General features: G+C 65.3%; 20 protein-coding genes. 11 read left to right on the forward strand and 9 right to left on the reverse strand.

The features are described 5' to 3' along the window. Nucleotides 1–4 precede the first annotated feature (4 nt). From AC6CHP_RS12325 to AC6CHP_RS12335, 3 genes are all read left to right on the forward strand, one after another. Nucleotides 5–1,975: a tripartite tricarboxylate transporter permease gene (locus tag AC6CHP_RS12325; protein ID WP_498230163.1), complete on the forward strand. Its 1,971-nt coding sequence runs from the start codon at nucleotides 5–7 to the stop codon at nucleotides 1,973–1,975. Nucleotides 1,976–2,011: 36 nt separating this feature from the next. After that, nucleotides 2,012–2,392, forward strand: coding sequence for a universal stress protein (locus AC6CHP_RS12330; RefSeq protein ID WP_498230165.1), 381 nt, complete (start codon nucleotides 2,012–2,014; stop codon nucleotides 2,390–2,392). A 209-nt stretch (nucleotides 2,393–2,601) separates the two neighbouring features. Continuing rightward, nucleotides 2,602–2,862: a hypothetical protein gene (locus tag AC6CHP_RS12335; protein WP_427116709.1), complete on the forward strand. Its 261-nt coding sequence runs from the start codon at nucleotides 2,602–2,604 to the stop codon at nucleotides 2,860–2,862. Nucleotides 2,863–2,896: 34 nt separating this feature from the next. Here the strand turns inward: AC6CHP_RS12335 and AC6CHP_RS12340 are convergent, their stop codons facing one another. Continuing rightward, nucleotides 2,897–3,283, reverse strand: a complete 387-nt coding sequence (locus AC6CHP_RS12340) for a CBU_0592 family membrane protein (protein WP_498230168.1) — start codon at nucleotides 3,281–3,283, stop codon at nucleotides 2,897–2,899. Nucleotides 3,284–3,569: 286 nt separating this feature from the next. Between AC6CHP_RS12340 and AC6CHP_RS12345 the strand changes: the two genes are divergently transcribed. The 7 genes from AC6CHP_RS12345 (at nucleotide 3,570) to AC6CHP_RS12375 (ending at nucleotide 12,282) form a co-directional block, all read left to right on the forward strand. Continuing rightward, the gene (locus AC6CHP_RS12345; protein WP_377192685.1) at nucleotides 3,570–3,977 is read left to right on the forward strand and encodes a helix-turn-helix transcriptional regulator; all 408 of its coding nucleotides are present in this window, start codon (nucleotides 3,570–3,572) and stop codon (nucleotides 3,975–3,977) included. Further along, nucleotides 3,974–4,396 carry a VOC family protein gene (locus AC6CHP_RS12350; RefSeq protein WP_188728574.1) on the forward strand — a complete coding sequence of 141 codons (423 nt, stop codon included), beginning with the start codon at nucleotides 3,974–3,976 and terminating at the stop codon, nucleotides 4,394–4,396. The genes AC6CHP_RS12345 and AC6CHP_RS12350 overlap by 4 nt, the downstream gene beginning before the upstream one ends. 91 nt (nucleotides 4,397–4,487) lie before the next feature. Continuing rightward, nucleotides 4,488–6,878, forward strand: coding sequence for an ATP-binding cassette domain-containing protein (locus tag AC6CHP_RS12355; protein WP_427116706.1), 2,391 nt, complete (start codon nucleotides 4,488–4,490; stop codon nucleotides 6,876–6,878). 463 nt (nucleotides 6,879–7,341) lie between these two features. Continuing rightward, on the forward strand, nucleotides 7,342–8,721 hold the full coding sequence (locus AC6CHP_RS12360) for a tetratricopeptide repeat protein (protein WP_498230171.1): 1,380 nt from the start codon (nucleotides 7,342–7,344) through the stop codon (nucleotides 8,719–8,721). Then, entirely contained in the window at nucleotides 8,718–9,908 is a 1,191-nt protein-coding gene (locus tag AC6CHP_RS12365; protein WP_427116703.1) for an MFS transporter, read from the forward strand. Before AC6CHP_RS12360 ends, AC6CHP_RS12365 begins: the two co-directional genes overlap by 4 nt. A gap of 2 nt (nucleotides 9,909–9,910) precedes the next feature. Next, complete coding sequence (locus tag AC6CHP_RS12370) at nucleotides 9,911–11,608, forward strand: alpha/beta hydrolase (RefSeq protein WP_498230173.1); 1,698 nt, start codon at nucleotides 9,911–9,913, stop codon at nucleotides 11,606–11,608. Nucleotides 11,609–11,709: 101 nt separating this feature from the next. Next, a complete protein-coding gene (locus tag AC6CHP_RS12375; protein ID WP_498230175.1) occupies nucleotides 11,710–12,282 on the forward strand; it encodes an MOSC domain-containing protein in 573 nt (190 codons plus the stop codon). Here AC6CHP_RS12375 and AC6CHP_RS12380 read toward each other — a convergent pair whose 3' ends face one another. Together AC6CHP_RS12380 and AC6CHP_RS12385 are read right to left on the reverse strand one after the other, a co-directional pair. Beyond that, nucleotides 12,283–13,461: an MFS transporter gene (locus AC6CHP_RS12380; RefSeq protein ID WP_498230177.1), complete on the reverse strand. Its 1,179-nt coding sequence runs from the start codon at nucleotides 13,459–13,461 to the stop codon at nucleotides 12,283–12,285. Beyond that, a complete protein-coding gene (locus AC6CHP_RS12385) occupies nucleotides 13,458–14,114 on the reverse strand; it encodes a GntR family transcriptional regulator (protein ID WP_427116697.1) in 657 nt (218 codons plus the stop codon). The genes AC6CHP_RS12380 and AC6CHP_RS12385 overlap by 4 nt, the downstream gene beginning before the upstream one ends. 63 nt (nucleotides 14,115–14,177) lie before the next feature. On the opposite strand from AC6CHP_RS12385, the gene AC6CHP_RS12390 reads away from it, so the two are divergent. After that, nucleotides 14,178–14,903 (forward strand): SDR family NAD(P)-dependent oxidoreductase, encoded by a 726-nt coding sequence (locus tag AC6CHP_RS12390; RefSeq protein WP_427116696.1) that lies wholly within the window; start codon nucleotides 14,178–14,180, stop codon nucleotides 14,901–14,903. A gap of 24 nt (nucleotides 14,904–14,927) precedes the next feature. Here the strand turns inward: AC6CHP_RS12390 and AC6CHP_RS12395 are convergent, their stop codons facing one another. The 6 genes from AC6CHP_RS12395 to AC6CHP_RS12420 all read right to left on the reverse strand — a co-directional run bounded on the left by AC6CHP_RS12395 (nucleotide 14,928) and on the right by AC6CHP_RS12420 (nucleotide 20,059). After that, the gene (locus AC6CHP_RS12395; protein ID WP_427116694.1) at nucleotides 14,928–15,911 is read right to left on the reverse strand and encodes a cyclase family protein; all 984 of its coding nucleotides are present in this window, start codon (nucleotides 15,909–15,911) and stop codon (nucleotides 14,928–14,930) included. Beyond that, complete coding sequence (locus AC6CHP_RS12400; protein WP_188728554.1) at nucleotides 15,908–16,162, reverse strand: hypothetical protein; 255 nt, start codon at nucleotides 16,160–16,162, stop codon at nucleotides 15,908–15,910. The genes AC6CHP_RS12395 and AC6CHP_RS12400 overlap by 4 nt, the downstream gene beginning before the upstream one ends. Nucleotides 16,163–16,173: 11 nt before the next feature. Then, nucleotides 16,174–17,511, reverse strand: coding sequence for a TRAP transporter large permease subunit (locus AC6CHP_RS12405; RefSeq protein ID WP_498230180.1), 1,338 nt, complete (start codon nucleotides 17,509–17,511; stop codon nucleotides 16,174–16,176). A gap of 79 nt (nucleotides 17,512–17,590) precedes the next feature. Continuing rightward, complete coding sequence (locus tag AC6CHP_RS12410; protein WP_498230182.1) at nucleotides 17,591–18,370, reverse strand: NAD(P)-dependent oxidoreductase; 780 nt, start codon at nucleotides 18,368–18,370, stop codon at nucleotides 17,591–17,593. A gap of 22 nt (nucleotides 18,371–18,392) precedes the next feature. Continuing rightward, nucleotides 18,393–19,022, reverse strand: coding sequence for an RraA family protein (locus AC6CHP_RS12415; RefSeq protein WP_188728549.1), 630 nt, complete (start codon nucleotides 19,020–19,022; stop codon nucleotides 18,393–18,395). Nucleotides 19,023–19,054: 32 nt separating this feature from the next. After that, a complete protein-coding gene (locus AC6CHP_RS12420) occupies nucleotides 19,055–20,059 on the reverse strand; it encodes a tripartite tricarboxylate transporter substrate binding protein (RefSeq protein ID WP_498230184.1) in 1,005 nt (334 codons plus the stop codon). Nucleotides 20,060–20,091 lie beyond the last annotated feature (32 nt).

Genomic DNA, 20,091 nt, shown 5'->3' on the forward strand with positions numbered 1-20,091 from the left:
CATCATGCTTGACTCCGCAATGGCAGCGCTGGCATCCCTCGCTGATCCTTCCCTCCTCATCATGCTCCTGATCGGCACCGTCGCCGGCCTGGTCATGGGACTCATCCCGGGCCTCGGCGGCACAGGCGCCGTCGCCATCCTCCTGCCCATCACGTTCGGCATGGAACCGCCCCAGGCGCTTGCCCTGCTCATTGGCGCCCTCGCCGTCGTGCACACCTCAGACACTGTTTCCGCTGTCCTGCTCGGGGCACCAGGCTCCGCCTCCGCCAGCGTCACGATGCTCGACGGTTACTCGATGGCGAAGAAAGGCCAGGCAGCACGCGCCCTGACCCTGGCGTTCCTGTCCTCCATGGCCGGCGGCATCATCGGTGCCATCGGACTGACCCTGGCCATCCCCCTTGCCCGGCCGCTGGTCCTCTCCTTCGCCAGCCCCGAGCTCTTTATGCTGACCGTCCTGGGCGTCGCCCTGGCAGCAGTACTGTCCCGGGGAAACATCATCAAGGGCGTCTCCGCAGGCCTCCTGGGCCTGGTCCTGGGCATGGTGGGAACCTCGCCCACCACCGCTGAGGAGCGCTTCACCTTCGGCAGCCTCTTCCTCGGCGACGGCCTGTCACTTGTGGCCGTGGCGCTGGGCATCTTCGGCCTGGCCGAAATCGCCTCGCGGGCAAGCCAGCGCCGCGGACAGAAGGAAACCATCAGCCTGGGCGGGGGATGGGGCCGCGGCATCCGCGAATGGCTCAGCCACTGGACCCAGGTGATCCGGGGAGCACTCATCGGCATCTGGGCAGGTGTCCTGCCCGGCGTCGGCGCCACCGCCGGAACCTGGCTGGCCTACGGCCAGGCCGTCGCAACGGCCAAGGACAAGCGCAAGTTCGGCAAGGGAGACCCCCGCGGGATCGTCGGCCCCGAAAGCGCCAACAACTCCGTGGAAGCCGGCGACCTGATCCCAACCCTCCTGTTTGGTATCCCCGGCGGCGTCCCGTCGGCGATGCTCCTGGGCATGCTCCTCACCTACGGCATCCAGCCGGGCCCCTCCATCATCACCGAACACCTGGACCTGATGTACCTGATCGTGTGGTCCTTCGCTATCGCCTCCATCCTGGGCGCACTGTTCTGCTTCCTCAGCGTCAAGCAGCTCGCCAAGCTCACCAAGGTTCCCTTCGCGGTCCTGGCAGCAGGCCTGGTGGCCGTGATGCTCCTGGGCTCCTTCCAGGAAGGCGGCCAGCTCGGCGACCTCTGGATCATGATCATCCTGGGCGTCTTTGGCTGGCTCCTGAAGTCCACCGGCTTCCCCCGGGCACCGTTCCTGATCGGTTTCGTCCTGGCCATCCCGCTGGAGCGGTACTACTTCCTGACGGACAGCCTCTACGAAGGATTCGACTGGATGCTGCGTCCCGGTGTCCTGGTGTTCCTGGCCATCCTGGTCCTCCCCATCGTCTGGGCGTTCATCAAGTTCATCCGCGCCCGCCGCAAGACCAATTTCGACGACGGCCACAGGGACGAACAGCCGGAAGATGATGAAGCACCGCTGAAGAACTCCAACTGGTCCCTCGTTGCGGCAGGCATCTTCACCGCGGCCTTCGCTGCGGCACTGATATCGTCCACGTCATTCTCGCCGGAGGCCCGGCTGGTGCCGCAGCTGGTGAGTATCGGCGGCCTGGTGTTCTCCGGGATCCTGTTGTCCACCGAGATCCGCACCCGGCTCCGGGCACGGACCCAAGGGGCAGGCTGGACCCTTGACGCAGGGTTCGCGTTCAAGACGTTCGCATGGATGACCGGCTTCCTCGCGCTGACGGCCGTCTTCGGGTACCTGATCGCGGTAACGATCTTCATCCCCGCCTTCCTGCTGGTGGTTGCAAGGGCACGGCTGAAAGTCGCCGTGATCTATACAGGCGTCCTGTACCTCGTGCTCCTCGCACTCCCGTCGCTGCTGCCGATCGACCTGCCGCAGGGCTGGTTCAACACCCTCGTTTAGATGTCCGCCACTCACTTTGGCCATTGGAGATAAGAAATGACGGTACTCGTCGCCTATGCACCTGCTTCAGAAGGCAGGGAAGCCCTGTCAGAAGGAATCAAGGAAGCGCACCTCAGGAAGTCGGACCTGCTGATTGTGAATATCGGCCGCGGCCACCACGACCTGGAGCCGGAGGAAGTGCGCGGGCTGGAAACCCGGCTGGGCGAGGCCGGCCTGGGCCTGACCATCGAGTCCTCGGTCCTGTCTGATCCCGGGGATGCTGTCATCCAGATCGCCCAGGACCGCAACGTCGACATGATCGTGATCGGCCTTCGGCACCGGTCGATGGTGGGAAAGCTCATCCTCGGAAGCACCGTGCAGAGGATCCTTCTCGATGCCACCTGCCCCGTGCTGGCGGTCCGCTCCGACAAGCTCTGACCGGAGCCCGCAGACCGCCGGACTTCTTGTCCGGCCTGCGTGCTGCCGTTCCCGCACTCCATCGCAACAGGTAGCCCGAAGGACGGGCGCAGGGACGCCACAGCACGCAAAGGAGGCAGGGTGACCGCCGGTCACCCTGCCTCCTCCCATGAACTTTCCGAAGGCAGTCCGGCAAGGACAAACCCCCAACCAAGGAGAATGAGAAAACCTTGTACAACCGTCCCCAGCCCGTCGGACGGGGTGCCGCACCCCTTTCTCCTGAACCGGTTCCCAACTGGTGCAAACTTTCGCGAAGCGACCAGGTGGAAATCCACCGCCAGGGGCGGCCCATCGCATCGGGACGCATCGACATGCTCGCCCTGGACGGCAGCCTCCTCTGGCTCCAGCAGGACGAAGGAAAAGGCCGCGCCCTGTTCCTGCACAGTGACGGCCTGCGTGTTTACCGCCGGCCCGCAGCCAGGAACGCGTAGAGCCAACCACCTTGCGGATGACCGGCGGAGGCCTTCAGTGCGCCAGCCGCTGCCCGTCAGCCATGGCAGGCATGGAGACGGCGGGCATGGAACCGGTAAGAACCTCGACGACGGCCATCTGTCCCGTGGTGTCCGGGACACCCGGGAACTGGACCTGCGGATCTGCGGCCACCGCCGCCGGGCTGTTCTCAGGACGCATCCGGACAAGCGCCACGGCGGAGATGAGGAACCAGGCCACATTCGTCACCACGGAAGGCCAGGCCCCGTGGAAGGTTCCGTTGATGATGAAGGCGACCGCGCCAACTAGGTTCGCGGTCTGGAATCCTTTGCCGGCCTTCAGCCAGCCCATGGAAACGGCCAGGTACGCGCTGAGAATCGCAGCCGCGCCGGCCCAGCCGGCGATTTCCCACAGGAGTTCCATGGGGTCCTTTCAGGGTGCTGCCCGCGCAGTATCCGGGCAGGGTCTTTGACAGTGATGAAAAGGGTTTGGTTTCGCCGGATGCCACTGCTCAGTGAACGGACATCATCCAACACTGCGTTGACTCGAGCCCTGTTCGGGCGAGGACCTCGTGCCGGCTGGCGGCACAATCATACCCCGCAGAAAGGGGCCGTTTTGCGCAGCCACCGCGCCCTAAAAAGTCTGGACAACTCCCCCGCCAGGGAGCACCATCTGAAGGGTGACTACCGACCCCCAGCTGCGCGAGCTGATGCTCCTTCGCCGGGTCAAGGACCGGATCGACCGGGAGTACGCGCAGCCCCTGGACGTCGAGGCCCTGGCCCGCGGTGTCCACATGTCCGCCGGCCACCTCAGCCGCAGGTTCAAGGCCGCGTACCAGGAATCGCCGTACAGCTACCTGATGACCCGCCGGATCGAACGGGCCATGGCCCTGCTGCGCCGCGGTGACCTTTCCGTCACGGAGGTATGCTTCGCCGTCGGCTGTTCCTCGCTGGGCACCTTCAGCACCCGCTTCAGTGAGCTGGTGGGCATGCCGCCCAGCGCCTACAAGCAGGAGGCAAAAAGCACGGCGGCGGGCATCCCCGCGTGCGTGGCAAAGCAGGTCACCAGACCGGTCAGGAATCGAGAAGCGCCGGTTCCGGAGCCGCAGCTAGCATGACTGCCATGAACAACATCACCATCTCCTCAACGTTCCTTCCGCACACCGATCCCGACGCTTCCCTGGCGTTCTACCGCGACGCCCTGGGCTTCGAGGTCCGCAACGATGTGGGCCGCGGCGCCATGCGCTGGATCACGGTGGGCCCCGCCGGGCAGCCCGGCGTTTCCATCGTCCTTCACCCGCCGGCCGTGGACCCGGGCATCACCGACGATGAGCGCCGCACCATCACCGAAATGATGGCCAAGGGCACCTACGCCACCGTGATCCTCTCCGCCCCGGATGTCGACGCCGCCTTCGCCCAGGTGGAGGCGAGCGGGGCCGACGTCGTGCAGGAACCGGTGGACCAGCCCTACGGAATCCGCGACTGCGCCTTCCGCGACCCCGCCGGGAACACCGTACGGATCAACCAGCAGGCCTAGGCTGATACAAACGACGGCGGCCGGCGGCTGGGCACGCAGCTTCCGGTCAGCGCAGCCCAACAGATAGCGCAGCCCAACAGATGGAGACCCGATGAGCACGGACACCGGCACCACCACCCAGGCCAACGGGCTGCACGTCGCCGACACCCACGACCTGATCCGCGTGCAGGGTGCGCGGGAGAACAACCTCAAGAACATCAGCGTTGAGCTGCCCAAGCGCCGGCTGACGGTGTTTACCGGGGTGTCCGGCTCAGGCAAGAGCTCCCTGGTGTTCGCCACCATCGCCGCAGAGTCGCAGCGCATGATCAACGAGACCTACAGCGCGTTTGTCCAGGGCTTCATGCCGAACCTGGCCCGCCCGGAGGTGGACTTCCTGGAAGGCCTGACGACGGCGATCATCGTTGACCAGGAGCGCATGGGCGCCAACCCTCGGTCCACCGTGGGCACCGCCACCGATGCCAACGCCATGCTCCGCATCCTCTTCAGCCGGCTCGGCACCCCGTACGCCGGCCCGCCCACGGCGTTCTCCTTCAACGTTCCCACCCGGAAGGCCAGCGGCGTCATGTCCACGGACAAGGGCGGCCGGGTGGAGAAGGCGGTGGTCAACCATGCCGTCTACCTCGGCGGCATGTGCCCGCGCTGTGAGGGCATGGGCAACGTCAGCGACATTGACCGCACGGCACTGTACGACGACGCCAAGTCCCTGAACGAGGGAGCGCTGACAGTTCCGGGGTACTCCATGGACGGGTGGTACGGGCGCTTGTTCGAGGGCATGGGCCTGCCGATGGACAAGCCCATCGCCAAGTTCACCGCCAAGCAGCTGGACACGATGCTCTACGCGGAGCCCACCAAGATCAAGGTGGAAGGCGTCAACCTGACCTTCGAGGGGATCATCCCCAAGATCCAGAAGTCCATGCTGTCCAAGGACCCCGAGGCCATGCAGCCGCACGTCCGCCGGTTCGTGGAGCGGGCCGTCACGTTCCAGACCTGCCCCGAGTGCGAGGGGACCCGGCTGACCCAGCAGGCCCTCTCCTCCAAAATCAACGGCAGGAACATTGCCGAGCTGTGCCAGATGCAGATCAGCGACCTTGCCGGGTGGGTCCGGGACGTGAAGGACCCCTCGGTGGCTCCCCTGCTCAAGGGCCTCCAGCACCTGCTCGACTCCTTTTCGGAGATCGGCCTCGGATACCTCAGCCTGGACCGGCCGGCCGGCACCCTGTCCGGCGGCGAGGCCCAGCGCACCAAAATGATCCGCCACCTCGGCTCCTCGCTCACGGACGTTACGTACGTCTTCGACGAGCCGTCCATCGGCCTCCATCCGCACGACATCGAAAGGATGAACCAGCTCCTGCTCCAGCTGCGGGACAAAGGCAACACCGTCCTGGTGGTGGAGCACAAGCCGGAGATGATCACCATCGCGGACCACGTCGTCGACCTTGGTCCCGGGGCCGGGACCAACGGCGGCGAGGTCTGCTTCGAGGGCACCGTGGAGGGCCTGCGGAGCAGCGACACCATCACCGGGCACCACCTGGAGGACCGCGCGGCCCTGAAGGAGGCCGTCCGGAAGGCGTCCGGGGCGCTGGAGGTCCGCGGCGCCTCGACGCACAACCTCCAGGACGTCGACGTCGATATTCCCCTGGGTGTCCTGACGGTCGTCACCGGGGTGGCCGGCTCGGGCAAGAGCTCCCTGATCCACGGTTCCGTGGCCAAGCGCGAGGGCGTGGTGGTGATCGACCAGGGCGCCATCCGAGGTTCGCGCCGCAGCAACCCGGCCACCTACACCGGGCTGCTGGAGCCCATCCGCAAGACGTTCGCCAAGGTCAACGGCGTGAAACCGGCCCTGTTCAGCTCCAACTCCGAGGGCGCCTGCCCCACCTGCAACGGCGCGGGCGTCATTTTCACCGAGCTCGGCGTGATGGCCACCGTGGAGTCACCCTGCGAGGACTGCGAGGGCCGCCGCTTCCAGGCCGCCGTGCTGGAATACACCGTGGGCGGGCGGAACATCGCCGAGGTCCTCGCCATGTCCGTGACCGAGGCTGCGGCGTTCTTTGCCGAGGGTGAGGCCAAGACACCCGCCGCCCGGACCATCCTGGCGCGGCTCGAGGATGTCGGCCTGGGCTACCTCAGCCTCGGCCAGCCGCTCACCACGCTCTCCGGCGGCGAGCGCCAGCGGCTCAAGCTCGCCACCCAGATGGCCGAGAAGGGCGACGTGTACGTCCTGGACGAGCCCACCACCGGCCTTCACCTGGCCGATGTGGAGAACCTGCTGGGCCTGCTGGACCGGCTGGTTGAGTCCGGCAAGTCCGTGATCGTGATCGAGCACCACCAGGCCGTGATGGCGCACGCGGACTGGATCATCGACCTTGGCCCGGGAGCAGGGCACGACGGCGGCCGGATCGTTTTCGAGGGCACGCCGGCTGAGCTTGTGGCCGGATCCCCGACGCTCACCGGCAAGCACCTGGCGGCGTACGTCGGTGCGTAAGCAGTATTCCGCCTGCACCAGCAGGAACCTCCGTATACCGGAGCACCGCATCACGCCGTGAAAGCCCCGCCCCAGCGTATGACTTTGGCAATAAGTAAAGTTGTGTTAGTTTCCTCGCTGAGGACGGCACGAGGTTGTTCTCATTAATTGATTGGGGAAATTAATGCAGCTCAGGATCGAGAAGCCCAAGGAACAGAAGATCGATTTTGCCGTTCTTTATGGCGGTAAAGCCACCACCATCTAGTTCCGTTGCAGGGGTGCCGGTTGCAGATCGGCACCCCTGCTTTGGCTACATTTAAGGATCTACTTGTTCTGCGTTAGCGCCTCAATCCATTCCCCCATCTCATTCGGTGTTGTAAAAACCGTCCTGCAACATTTCAACTTAACTCCGGACGAACACCCCGACGACTTATCCCTGAGCCTTCGGCTTCTCTACCCCCTGAACACCAAACTGGCCGCCAAAGTGCGGATCGGCACAACCAGCCTTACGGATGCTGCGACGTCCAACGAGCAGATCCGGTTCTTCCAGCACCAGCGGGCCCGACGAAGCTACATCAAAATTGCCCGATACGTCCGCGAAGCCTTCGGTCCCATCGAAATAGACGTGACAGACGCTGAGGCCTTGGACCGGCCCAGCCGCGATTTCCTGGACGCGGCAGTTCGCGTAGGCGGCTGGTCAGTCCAACTGCGTTTTGACAGCGGCGGCCATGAATCCGTCCCTCATTTCTCGGCCGAGGAACAGTCCTTGCTGAACATGCTGTCACCGTCCGCGAGGAAGGACCATGCGGGACAGATCGTCACCATGGCCTTCGACTACGTCAACTCAGGAGATGCATGGACAGCGCTGAATCTTGGACATCTGCTGCAAGAGGTTGAGCAGTCACCCCGGGTGTGGAACCTCCTGGCGCTCGCGCACGCCATGGTGAACGAGACAGTCCAGGCCGAGTTCTATTACGACCGCTGGAGCACATCCAAAGAGCCTCTCGACGCAATCCGGGCCCTCTACGGAAAAGCCATGCTTTACGCCCGCCACCACCCGGACGGCCTTCGAAGTTTGGCTCGTAGCGAGGCGTTGCTGAATGAGGCCTATGCCCTCATCCAGAAACTGGGCTCCCAAGAGCGCGCCGAGGACCGCGTTGTCTTTGACGAGGTTTTCAACAGGAACGGCTATGCACTCATACTCTTCCGCCGCGGCCACGTGGACGAGGCCATCCGGCTCCTTCGCGAGGGCATCAAAAGGCTCACGCAGACCGGCGAGAAAGTGGCCATCCACCGATCCGTCCTCATTTACAACCTTGCCCAGTGCTACAAGCAAACCGGAAACCTGACCGCTGCCATTGCCACCTACGCTGAACTCCTGGACGTTGACCCCCGCATGCCCGAATACCACTTGGAAGCAGCAAAATGCCACGCGTCGACCGGAGACTTAGAGGCCGCACTGGCTGCCTGCCGGCAAGCCGTGGAATTGGATGACAGTCTCGCCTCTGCATGGTGCCTGATCGGGGTATACGAAGGGGAAATCGGTTCACATGGGGTAGCCGCGGACGCGCACGCACGGGCCGCGTCGCTCGATCCCGCCTCTTACGTCCATCCCACCAATCTGGTTTACAGCCTCATCCTCGCGGACCGCGTCGATGAAGCCACCCAGCATGTTGACGGCTGGATCCACAGCACCCTGCCAAAGGAAGAAGCCGAACGCCGTGCATCGCTGAGCGCAGAGATTGCAATCCGGCAAGACCGCTGCGCTGAGGCTCTGGAACTGATAGAAGCAGGACTCGCATTGTTCCCTGACTCCGACGTCCTGGCAGCAAACCGGGAAGCACTTCTGGGCATGCACGTATGAGCCTCGGATTGCGGGGACAACTGGGAGTCTTCACCGTTCTGTTTGCCGGTGGAATGTGGATGTCAAAAGTTGCACAACCACTCTATTTTGAGCAGGTGAATGCGTTAGTAGCATTCGGTATTGGTTACGCCGTTATGGCAGTCGTAGGCGGGTTCTCTTTCGCGTGGGGCGCCTTTGCAGACCGCTTTGGCGGCTTGAATGCTGTTCGTCTGGGAACGCTTCTATACGCTATCGGAATTGCTGGCCGCCTTTTCACGGACGTTATTCCGGTAGTGATTTTCTCAGGGGTTGCAGGCGCAGGCGCATCCCTGGTTCTTGTAGCTATTAGGCCTTGGGTGCGATCCACAGCCTCCGATGAGGAAATTCCCAAAATTGTCGGAGCCCGAAACCTCGGGAATCAGACGGGTCTCCTGCTGGGCACAGTCGGGGCTGCATCTATCTTCGCGTTGTCGGCAACCCAAGGGGACGGGGCGAAGACCGCTTTGCTGATTGCCCCCGCACTCGTGGCAGCAGCGTTTGTGTGGGTGCTGCTCGCGCCGAATTCCCAAGCCCGCAGTCTGCCGAACTCCGTGCCGGAAGAGGCAGACGAGGCCGCCGATAGGCGGCGCTACAAGGCCTTGGCCGTAAAGCTGGCCGTCATCGGCTTGCTCTCTGGCTTCTATGTCAGTCTGGTGGCACCTTATTTGCCGTTGATTCTCACCAATGGTGGCGCCACCGCCGCGCAGGCAGCCTTGATCATGGCGCTCATGAGCGTTGCTCAAATCTGCGCCACCTGGATCTTCTCCCGCTACAGCACCAGCAGCCGGCCCTTCGCGCTGTTTGCTGTGTCCGAGGTTCTTACAGGAGTCATTACGCTGGCTGCCGCGCTGGCCTTGGGGTTGGGAGCTCCGTGGATAGCAGTTATCTTCATCGCGCGGGCTGCTTTCGTGTCGCTTGCCATCGCATCAGAGGAAACGATCCAGTACGCCATTATCCCGGCCCAGGCAACAGGTTTTGTTTTCGGGATTTCGCAAACTGCGTTCTTGGTTGGAGATACGCTTGGTGGCGTCCTCGGCGCCCCTCTTTGGCTCAACGCGGGCCCGGAGGGACTGCTGTTCACTGCTGGCGCAGTTACGTTGTTCAATGCAGTGCTTCTGCCTGCGCTTCTGCGCAGCGTTCGCAGCGAATCGACAGTGAAGGCGGCCTGATCATGCCGGTCGAGTCCCTTTTCGAGGAGGACCACCTCGTTCCCCTCGCACTTGTAGGCTCTACCCTCTTCACCTTCAGCCAACTCGATGGGTGCCTCTACCGAATATCAACCCAGGGACAGGATGAGCCCGGCGGGTATGAGCAGATATTGTTGTCCGGCTTTTTGGCGCCCTTTTGTGTACCTGGCCACCCTTTCGTCTATGACCTCATCCATGATTCGGTCACGTTGACGGTAAGGGAGTTTCCCCTTGTAGCAACGGGCCTGGGCCAACCCCTTGAGCGTGCCATCCCGTCGCCATCTAATCAGACGCACCGCATTGTCAGCCTCATCCCAGATGCAGAAGAAGCGACACTACGTGTGGTTTTCGAGTCATTGACCGCAGCGGGGGACACTCTCCTCCTCGATCTGGGGTGTGGGGATCTGCGGCCGGTCGCACCCAGCCACGGCGCACCAAAATGCATATTCGCTGACGGGACCCTGGTTGCCGAATCGGAGGTCGGGTGGAGCATGGTCCGCGACGGGAACAGCGTGGGGCATGGTGCCGGTTTGATCGTTGCCGCCGCATCCGAGTTCGTTGTTATTAAGCGGTCGAATAAGTCCGGTGCCCGATTCTCCGTAGTCCGCGGCGCCGGCGAGGCGGAAATCGTGGCTCCGCCGGGCTGGTCCCTGATCTCTGTCGCTGCGTCGGACACGCGTATAACGGCCTATGGCATCCACGCAGAAAAGGGACAACACCTGCTGCATATGGATCCCTGCGACGATTGCTTCACGTTAGCTGAAGCTCAATGCGGAACGTCCCAGGTTTTCGCCATGGGAGCGGCTGCTGACCCGGTCATCCGGTCCACGGGTCTCGCAATTGGATCGTGCTGGCGGACCCAACGGGGCCTTATCGCCGGGATCGCCGCTGTAAGGAGGGAACTGACGGTGAGCCAGATCACCCCGGCCGGATTGCCGTGCGTTTACGTGCATGCCGGACGGCCGCCGCGTGGCCAGGAGCTCGTCGTCTGTCTTCACGGTGGCCCGGACAGCCATGAGCTCGACGACCTCAGATATGGCGGTACCTATCGAACCGTTATTGATGCAGGTTTTGACCTGCTCATCATCAATTATCCCGGCTCTGCCGGCTTTGGCTCCGACTTCCAGGAACGCGCCTGGCTCAACTGGCAGGCCGCGATTCGGGAAACGGCGAAGGCAGTCGCCGAGGTCATGGCCACGCGCAGAACGCCAGAGGTCTCCATTTTCGGCGTCAGTTTCGGAGCGTGGGTGGGCCTTCAGCTTGCCGAGCATGTCGAGCCGAGGCAGGTGGTTGCTATGTCTCCCATCATCAACCTCCAAGATCATCTTCAGCTACACGGGGATGAGCCGGAGTTCAGGAGGTGGGCGGCGGTTCGTTTCGGACTGACCGCGGGAGGGCCTGACGACGGCGAACAACACACCCGGAAATGCCCTGCGCGCGTGGTGGTCATCGCTCCGGACGAAGATGAAGTCGTGCTGCCGAGTTCCACCCGGAGATCCACGGACCGTGCAACAGGGCACGGACGGGAGTGGTACCTGGTGCCGGTCCCGGGTCACCACTACCCGAGAACCTCCGCTGCAGCCGAGCATCGTTGGGCATCGTTGGTCAACGCCATTGTTCAGCGCCGTGACAGTAATGCACGAGCATTCAGCGCTATCGACGCAAGTACCGGGAGTTCCTGAACGCGGCACACGATTTCTCCGGCCCGTTCATCCTGCTCCACAGGCTGGGAGGCCGCCGCCTTTAACCGTATTTGTGGGGCAGGCTGGCCTAGGCTGTGGACATGTCAGCTAAGTACCGGTGCGGCGTCGAAATCCTGCACCTGCTGGTGTCACCCGGGCACGCCTACTTCGGCCGGGCACGCGACGGCGCCGCCGATGTGCCCACCTTCGACGCCGGGAGCGCGGAAGTGGTGGCGGGCAAGGGCATTGTGGGCGACCGTTTTTTCGGCAAAGCGGCCCATATGGACGCTGCGGTGACACTGTTCGCCGTCGAGGCCCTCGAAGCCATGGCCGGGGAACTGGGCGCCGGACCGTTCGATCCGTTGGCCACCCGGCGGAACGTCATCCTCCGCGGAGCCCACCTGGCTCCGCTGCTCAACCAGGACTTCGCGCTGGAATCCGGCGGTTCCCGGGTTGAGTTCCACGGCGGCCGGCCCGCACACCCCTGCGCCTGGATGAACGAGGTGCTGGCCCCCGGCGCCCACGCATCAATGCGGGGCCGGGGCGGCATCCGCTGCCGGGCACTCTCAAGCGGAACGCTCCATCGCGGCCCGGCAGTACTGGTCAGCCCTGTTCCACTGGATCCGGAGCAGGCCGGCGTGCCCACCCTGCTGCGGCCAAGTCGGCTGCCGTAGTTAGTCGTCCAGCCGAACGCCGCGGAGCAGCAAAAGCGTCCCGCCCACTGCGGCCGCGGACGCCAGGAAAACCCCCATCGCGCCAACTCCTGCCGCTGCCACACCGATAACACTGGGAAGCACCACCTGGCCCACCCGGTTGCCGGCGAGCCGGAGGGCAAGGGCACGTCCGCGCTGCCCGGCGGGTGCCTGCGCCGAAAGCCAGGACATGGTGAGCGGCTGGCCAATGCCAAGGCCCAGTCCAAGCACGGCCATGACCGCAAAGAGCAGCAGCACCGGCATGGGAACCGCCATGGCGGCCAAAGCGATGGTGGACAGCGCCAGGCTGGCCACGAGCAGCCGCTTGCGCCCGAGTTTCCGGGATACCTGCCCCAGCAGGATGCGGGACACCATTGAGTACACGGCGCGGACGGCGAGCAGGGCGCCAACGGTTGCCGCGCTGAGCCCGCGTTCGGATCCAAGCACCGGGAGGTAGACCATGGTCAGATCCACCACGGCAAGGACAGTGGCGCTGGTGGCCAGGGCCCGCGCCACGCCGGGAGTCTTCAGCAGCGAGGCCACGTTGCCTTTGCCGCCGTTCGCCGGGGCTGCCGTTCCCTTCCTGGCGCTGACAGTTGCCGAGATGCCAAAGGTGGTCACCAGGAGCACCAGGCCCATGCAGGCCGAGAGGAGGAAGATCGCCTGGGTGTCGGGGCGGATGGCCGCCCCTCCCACCAGGGAGATGGCCAGCGGCCCTACTGCCTGTCCCAGGGACGCCGCGAAGGTGAGGTAGCCGAAGGCCGAATCCATCCGGGATGAGGCGGCGTTGTTGGCCACCACCGCCTGTTGCCCCACCACACAGGTCAGTTGGCCGACGCCCAGGAGGGCGGTTCCGATGATCAGGGCGGCGATGGACGAACCCCACAGCAGCAGGAACAAAGCGCTGGCCAGGACGACGGCGGCACCGGCCGCCATGAGGCGGCGTTCACCCAGGCGGTCCACCAGGGCGCCTGTGGGGACGGCGAGCAGCAGCGGGAAGACGGCGTAGCTGGCCGCCAGGAGCCCAAGGGCGAAGCCGGGGACGTCCAGTTCCAGCGCGCGGTACGTGGCGGCCGGCCGCAGCAGGAAGGTCAGTGCCTGAATCAGGGTGGAATGGACCAGGAGGGCCGCAGTCGAGCGCCGCCCCAGTTCGCCGATCATGCAGTGGTGCCGGAGATGGCCCGCACCGCCGCATCGCGGGCGCCCATGACGTGGTCGAAGGCGATCCTTGCAGCCTGGTCCGGGTCGCCGGCGGCCACGGCCGCCACCAGGGTCCGGTGCTGGGCCAGGGCCTGCTCCCGCCGTTCCTGGGTGCTGTTGGTGAAGTGCCGGTACCGCTCCATCTGGTTTGAGATCTGGTCATGGAACCGCCGGGCCCACAAATTGCCGGCAATCCCGGCGATCTTCCCGTGCAGCGACATCCCCTGCTTCATCGCTTCATCGGCGAAGCCCACCATGGCGGCGTTGCGCTCCAGGATGCCTTCGAGTGCGTCGATGTCAGCCAGCGTCGCTTTGAGGCAGGCGTTCCGCGCCATGAGGGACTCCATTGCAGCGCGGACCTCGTACAGCTCGGAAATTGCTGCCTCATCCAAGGCCGGCACCAGAACGCCGCCGGTGGTTTGCTGTTCCAGGAGGCTCTCCGAGATCAGCCGCCGGATGGCTTCCCTCAGCGGCGTCCGGCTCACCTGCAGGGCAGACGCCATCGCGGGTTCGTAAACGCGCTCCCCCGGCTTCAGCTCCAGGCTGATGATCTGCCGCTTCAGCTCGGCGTAGACGAAATCCGCTCCGGTATTGCGGGTGGTTGCACCAGGCATGTTGTTACCTCCACAGCAACCCTAGCGCTAGGTGCATACTTGTATACAACTTGAGGAGGACCAGTGGCGCGCATCTTTATCACCGGCTCCGCAGATGGGCTGGGACGGCACACAGCCGCGACGCTCATCGAGGAGGGGCACGACGTCGTCGTGCATGCCCGCAGTGCGGAACGCCTGGCTTCCGTCCAGGATCTCCTGGACCGCGGCGCGGACGGCATTGTTGGCGACTTGGCGGCCATGGACCAAATCCGCGATATCGCCGGTCAGGTGAACCGGGTGGGCCAGATGGACGCCGTCATCCACAACGCCGGGGTGCTCCACGGCCCGGACATTTTCCAGGTCAACGTCGCCGCCCCCTACCTCCTCACCGCACTCATGCAACAGCCGCGGCGGCTGATATATGTCAGTAGCGGCATGCACCGCGGCGGCCACGCCGGGCTCGCGGCCCTCGGCACGGGCGCCCGGAAGGTGACCTATTCGGACAGCAAGCTCTACCTCACGGCCCTGGCAGCCGCCGTCGCCCGCTTATGGCCGGACGTCCTCAGCAACGCCGTCGATCCCGGCTGGGTGCCCACCAGGATGGGCGGGGCCGGCGCCCCGGACGACCTCCGGCTCGGCCACCTCACCCAGGAGTGGCTGGCCGCCAGCGATGACCCGGAGGCCCTGACGAGCGGCGGCTACTGGTACCACCAGCACCGGGAAAAGCCGCATCCCGCCGTCCGCGACGAGCGGTTCCAGAACGAACTCCTGGACCACCTGGCCGGTGTGACCGGCGAGCGCCTGCGCTGACCCGACAAGCCAGCCCGGCGGGCCTCACAGCAAGGCAATGGCGTTCGCTGGTGACCCGGTCGCGCCGATGATGTTCAGCGGCTTGATGGTGATGAAGGCGTCCCATTGGCCGGCACTCCCCATGTGCCGGGCGAGGGGACCCAGCCGCCAAAGTTCACCCAGGGGCATGCCAAGTTTGGCCAGGAGCTGCTGATGCATCATGCCGTGGTCGTTCGGTGCTGACTCACGGTAAGGGCTTGCGGGCACGGCGGGCAGGCATTCGACGGCGAAGTTGTCCGCCGCGAGAAGCGCCAGCCGGTGGTCCCAGGCCCAGGCGACGAACTCCTCCGACTGGGCAACCCCCGTGGCGCGCCTGCTATCCCGCATGCGTTGCTTGTCCTCCGGCGCCAGATCCAGGAACCATTCGCACCAGCCCGTGTGCAGCATCAGGATGTCGCCCTGCCGGAGGTCCATGGACTGGGCGGCCAGCGCCCCCTCGATCAGGTCAAGGCCCAGCGGTTCACCGGCAGCATGGTCAATCGGAGCGCCCTGCCCGGCCCGGTACCCGGCCAGGTCCACCAGGACTCCCCTGCCAACTATGGGATGGTCTGCCCATTCCTGGATCCCCAGGTCCGGCGTGCCCGCGGTGATGCGGTCATCCGGCGTGCCGTTGTAGAAGCCGGCATCGTCCGCCCGGCGGTGCCGCAGCCCGTCGATCTGACTGGATCCCTGCAGGTAGTACCCGTCCAGGAAGTCGTCGCGGTGGGCCGGGTGCGAGGAGTAGATGGTATGCCGGGGCGCGCCGCGCTTGAGGGACATGCCAGGATCAAAGGCATCGGCCGGATAGTCGAGGCCAATGGCCGTGCCCATGCGGATGCAGGTGCGTGCCGCCAGCACCGCCTGGGGAGTAATGAACGACGGCGTCCCCCGGGTTGGGTCCGGAAAGAGCCCCCAGGAGGTCCCCGCCAGGGCACCCTCCCGCTCCAGCAACCCGGCGAACGTTGGGTAGGTTCCCTCTCCGGGATTCACCGTGCCCCTGCTTCCTGCGGCTGCTCCTGGTTCTGGCGGCGCTTGTAGCTGAGCAGGAAACCGGCCACGGCACAGATGGACGCCGCAATGCACATAGGCGCCTTGATGGTGTCATTAAGCAGCGTGAGCCAGTCGCCCTGGCCCGCCGCCAGGGCGATGGCCTGCCCGGCCACGAACACAATGCCGCCAGCCAGCAGCGCTGCGAGGGTGAGGACGAAGAGGACTTCGATGGCCCTCCGGATGGTATGCATGGTGGTGGTCCTTAAACGGGCAGGATGCCGAGGATGATCAGCACGCCGATGCCCAGCAGCGGCATGGCGTAGTGGGTGAACAGCCGGAGAAACGTGGTGATCGGGTCCACGTCTGCGATGCCGCAGGCCACGTACAGCGGGGCACCGCCCGGCGGGACCGCCGCCTCGCAGGAGGAGAAGACCAGGACGGCCACGGCCGCAGTGGTGGCCGGCACTCCGGCCGCCACCAGGGCGGCCACGCCGACCGTTCCGACGGCGGCCATGGTGGCCGTCGCGGACAGCGGCGCAGCCACAGCGATGACAATCAGGCCGATCAGGATGGCCAGGAGCCACAGCGGCAAGTTCATCCCGTTGAGCAGTTCGGTCATCTGCTGTGGAAGTCCGGTGGCTGCCAGTGCGTTGGCACCGGCGAAAGCGAACACCACGGTCACCCCCACAATCCCGAAGCGCGGCGCGGAGTCCTGCAGCAGCGCCCACCACGCCCTGCCGTCCCTGGGCAGCTTCTTCCGGCCCAGCAGGAGGCCGGTGACGATCAGGACCACGGGAATCCACACGATGACGCTGACAGCCTTGGTGACATCGCCCCCGGTCCAGCCGGAAAGACCCTTGGCGATGGCACCGGAGGTGAGGACCAGCGGAATGGCCACCACAATGAAGAGCAGCAGCGTGGTCCAGCCGCGGCCGAACGCCGCCCGGACGGGCAGCCGGTGCGCTGCATCGAGGGAAGCCATGCCGCTCTTGCGGACCAGCAGCCAGGTGACGATCAGCCGGTGCACGAAGCACCACAGGCCGCCGAACAGCAACGGGAGGACCAGAGCGTTGATGTCCAGCAGGGGCCCCACGGTGGCGGAACCGACCAGGACGAACATGGATGCGCTGAACGGGAACGTGATGCCCATGCCGGCGTTGCCCGCCACGAGCGTCGCCGCCGCGGGCTTGTCCAGCTTGGACTTTTCCATCCAGGGTATGGTGACCGAGCCAACCGTTGCTGCGATGGCGGCCTGGTTGTGGACCACGCTGCCCAGCCCCGCCGATGCCACGGTGGATACCCACGCCGGACCGCCCTTGACCCCGCCGATCAGGGAGTTGAGCAGGTCGATCAGCCGGTCCAGCACACCTGTTCTGTCCAGCAGGTAGCCCATGAACACGAATGCCATGGTGGCGTAGACAATTTCATCGGTGATTGCCGAGTACAGCGAATCCCAGCCGGTCTGCGGCGCTGCCGCCCCTGTGAAGGGAAGCACGGCCAGGAACCCGAGGATCATCGCCTCCCCCACGCTGCGCCTGAAGACCGTGGTCCACATCAGAATGACGGCAAGGTAGGCGGCGAGTGCCCAGATGCCGATCATGCTGCTGCTCCTGACGGCGGGACGCCGGTTATGTGGTCGGACACGAAATACCCGCTCCTGATTGTCCCCGACTCTGCGGTCAGCGCAAGGCCGGCGCTGGTTCCCGGGCCATCCGGCCCAAGGCGGCGGCGGACGCCGTGGTCATCTCTGCGGGCACCCCAAGGTCGCCCAGGTAGTTGGCAGTGTCCTGCATCTCCTTGGAGCGGCGCACTGCGTGCTTGGCAGTGCCGGTGAGGAACCGGTCGATGACGGCCTGCCCGTTGCCTGCCAACTGGCTGGCGATCTGGGCCCGGATCCACTCTTCGAGTCCGGCTGCCCGGCCGGCAGTGACGGCCTCAACCACCACCGAGGCCAGCCCCTTCATCAGGACGCTGCGAAGGAGCTTGTGGGCCATTGCCGCTCCGGGTTCACCCTCGGCAATTTCGACGTCGACACCCAGCGGGGCGAGGAGGTCCGCCACAGCCTGGGCTCCAGGCCCACTGGTCATGAGGGGCGTTTTCTCTCCCAGTGCAGAGACCGGGCCAAGGATGGCGACGTCGGCGAAGTCGGCCCTGCTTGGCAGCTGTCCGAGTTCCTGCATGACTCCGGGAGAGGACGAGGTGAAGTCCGCGTAGCTGCTGCCGGGACCGAGAACCGGAAGGCACTCTGCGGCGACGCTGCGTGCGGCGGCGGCGCCCGTCATCACCAGGACGATGTCCGCGCCGGCGCAGGCTTCTGCGGCGGTGCCGGCCCTGGTGATGCCGGCAGGAGTGGTGGGGGCGACGGGGTCGAATCCCGTGATCTTGTGCCCGGCGGCGTGGAGTGCCGCGGCGTAGGTGGCTCCGGCTTCGCCGAGGCCAATAACGGTTACCGCTGTCATGGTTTTCTCTGTCTCTCGTGGTTCAGCCGCGGGCTGCGACGATGGCTCGGCGGCGGTTCGTTTCATCAGCGAAGACTGCTTCCGCGGCATCTGCGACCGCGGCCGCCTGCTCCCGCGGGATCACCACGACGCCGTCGGAGTCGCCGATGACCACGTCACCGGGCAGGACGGGGACGCCACCGAAGGCGAGGGGCGTCCCCAGGCGGAACGGACCGTTCTTGTAGGGACCAGCGGGGGAAGTAGCCCGGGCGAAGACGGGCATGCCTATCTCACGCAGCGCATCGGCGTCGCGCGCTGCCCCGTCCAGCGCGAAGCCCGCGATGCCAAGGTTGATGGCACGCTCACCGATGAGCTCCCCCAACAGGGCGCGGGACGAATCCCCTCCGCCGGCAACAACCAGCACGTCACCGGGGCGGGCCAGCTCAAGGGCCCTGTGGATTCCCTGGTTGTCCCCGGGCCGGGTCCACACCGTAAAAGCGGGGCCGGCCAGCAGGGCACCCGGCCAGATGGCCTGGATCGCGGAGTCGGCGACGCCGAGCCGGTCCATGGCGTCGCCGATGTTGGCGGCGGGCAGTTTGGCGAGGCGCTCCACCACGCCCCTCTCGGGGCGGGGGAAATCGGCGGTGAGGGTGTCTATGGCTGGGCTGGTCATGATGCTTCTTCCGTCCGGTAATTGCGGGAGGTTCAGTCGGTCTTCTGGACCATCGGCAGGACCTTCTTGAAGTCCTCTTCCTGCCCGGCCCAGTACTGCTTGTAGTCTTCGCCGGAGAGGTAGCTGGTCTGCAGGCCAAGGTCCTGCATCTTCTGCACCACGGCGGGGTCCTCGATGGCTTTCTGGATTGCGGCCTCGAGCTTTTTGGCCACCTCATCCGGCAGCCCGGCAGGCGCCGAGTAACCGCGCGTGGTGCCCGCCTCGAGGTCGTAGCCGGATTCCTTGAAGGTGGGGACGTCCGGCAGTGCCGGCGCGCGCTCCGAGGTCATGACGCCCAGGACGCGGGCCTTGCCCTGCTTGGTCAGGTCAACAACGTCGCTGACGTTGGCCACGAGGATGTCCACGTGCTTGCCCAGGAATGCAGTGGTGGCCTGCGAAGCCCCTTCCGAAAAGTGCACGGGGGCGAATTCGGAGCCGGTGCTTTCCTGGATCTGGGCCATGGCGAAGTGTTCACCGGTCTGGAGCCCGGTGGTGCTGGCGGTCATGGACTTCGGGTTCGCCTTTGCGGCGTCCAGGAGGTCCTTCAGCGTCTGGTAGGGGCTGTCCGGCTGCACTGCGATGACGGTGGGATCGATGACCTGGCGGCCCAGGGGCTGGAAGCTGTCCCGCGTGTACTTGGCCCCGCGTGAGGGGTCCAGCGGGGAGACGACGACGGACGGGGAGCCTGTGGCGCCGATGGTGTAGCCGTCGGGGGCGGCGCTGGTCAGCTGGGTGTAGCCGATCTGGCCGCCTGCGCCGGGCTTGTTGATGACCTCAACGTTGGTGCCGAGTTCCTTTTCGAGGATGGGCTGGATGAGCCGGGCTGCCGTGTCCACGGCGCCGCCGGAGGAAAAAGCCACAACGAGGTCAATCGTCTTGCCCTTCTTCGGGAAGTCGCTGCCGGCGGCGTTCGTGGCTCCGGCGTTGGCGCCGCAGCCGGTGAGTGCGATCAGGGATGCCGCGGCGAGTGCGGCGGCGATGCGGGAACGGGTTTTCATGGTGTTCTTCTCCTTTGAAGGGGGTATTCGGG

Source organism: Pseudarthrobacter sp. GQ63 (assembly GCF_059758765.1).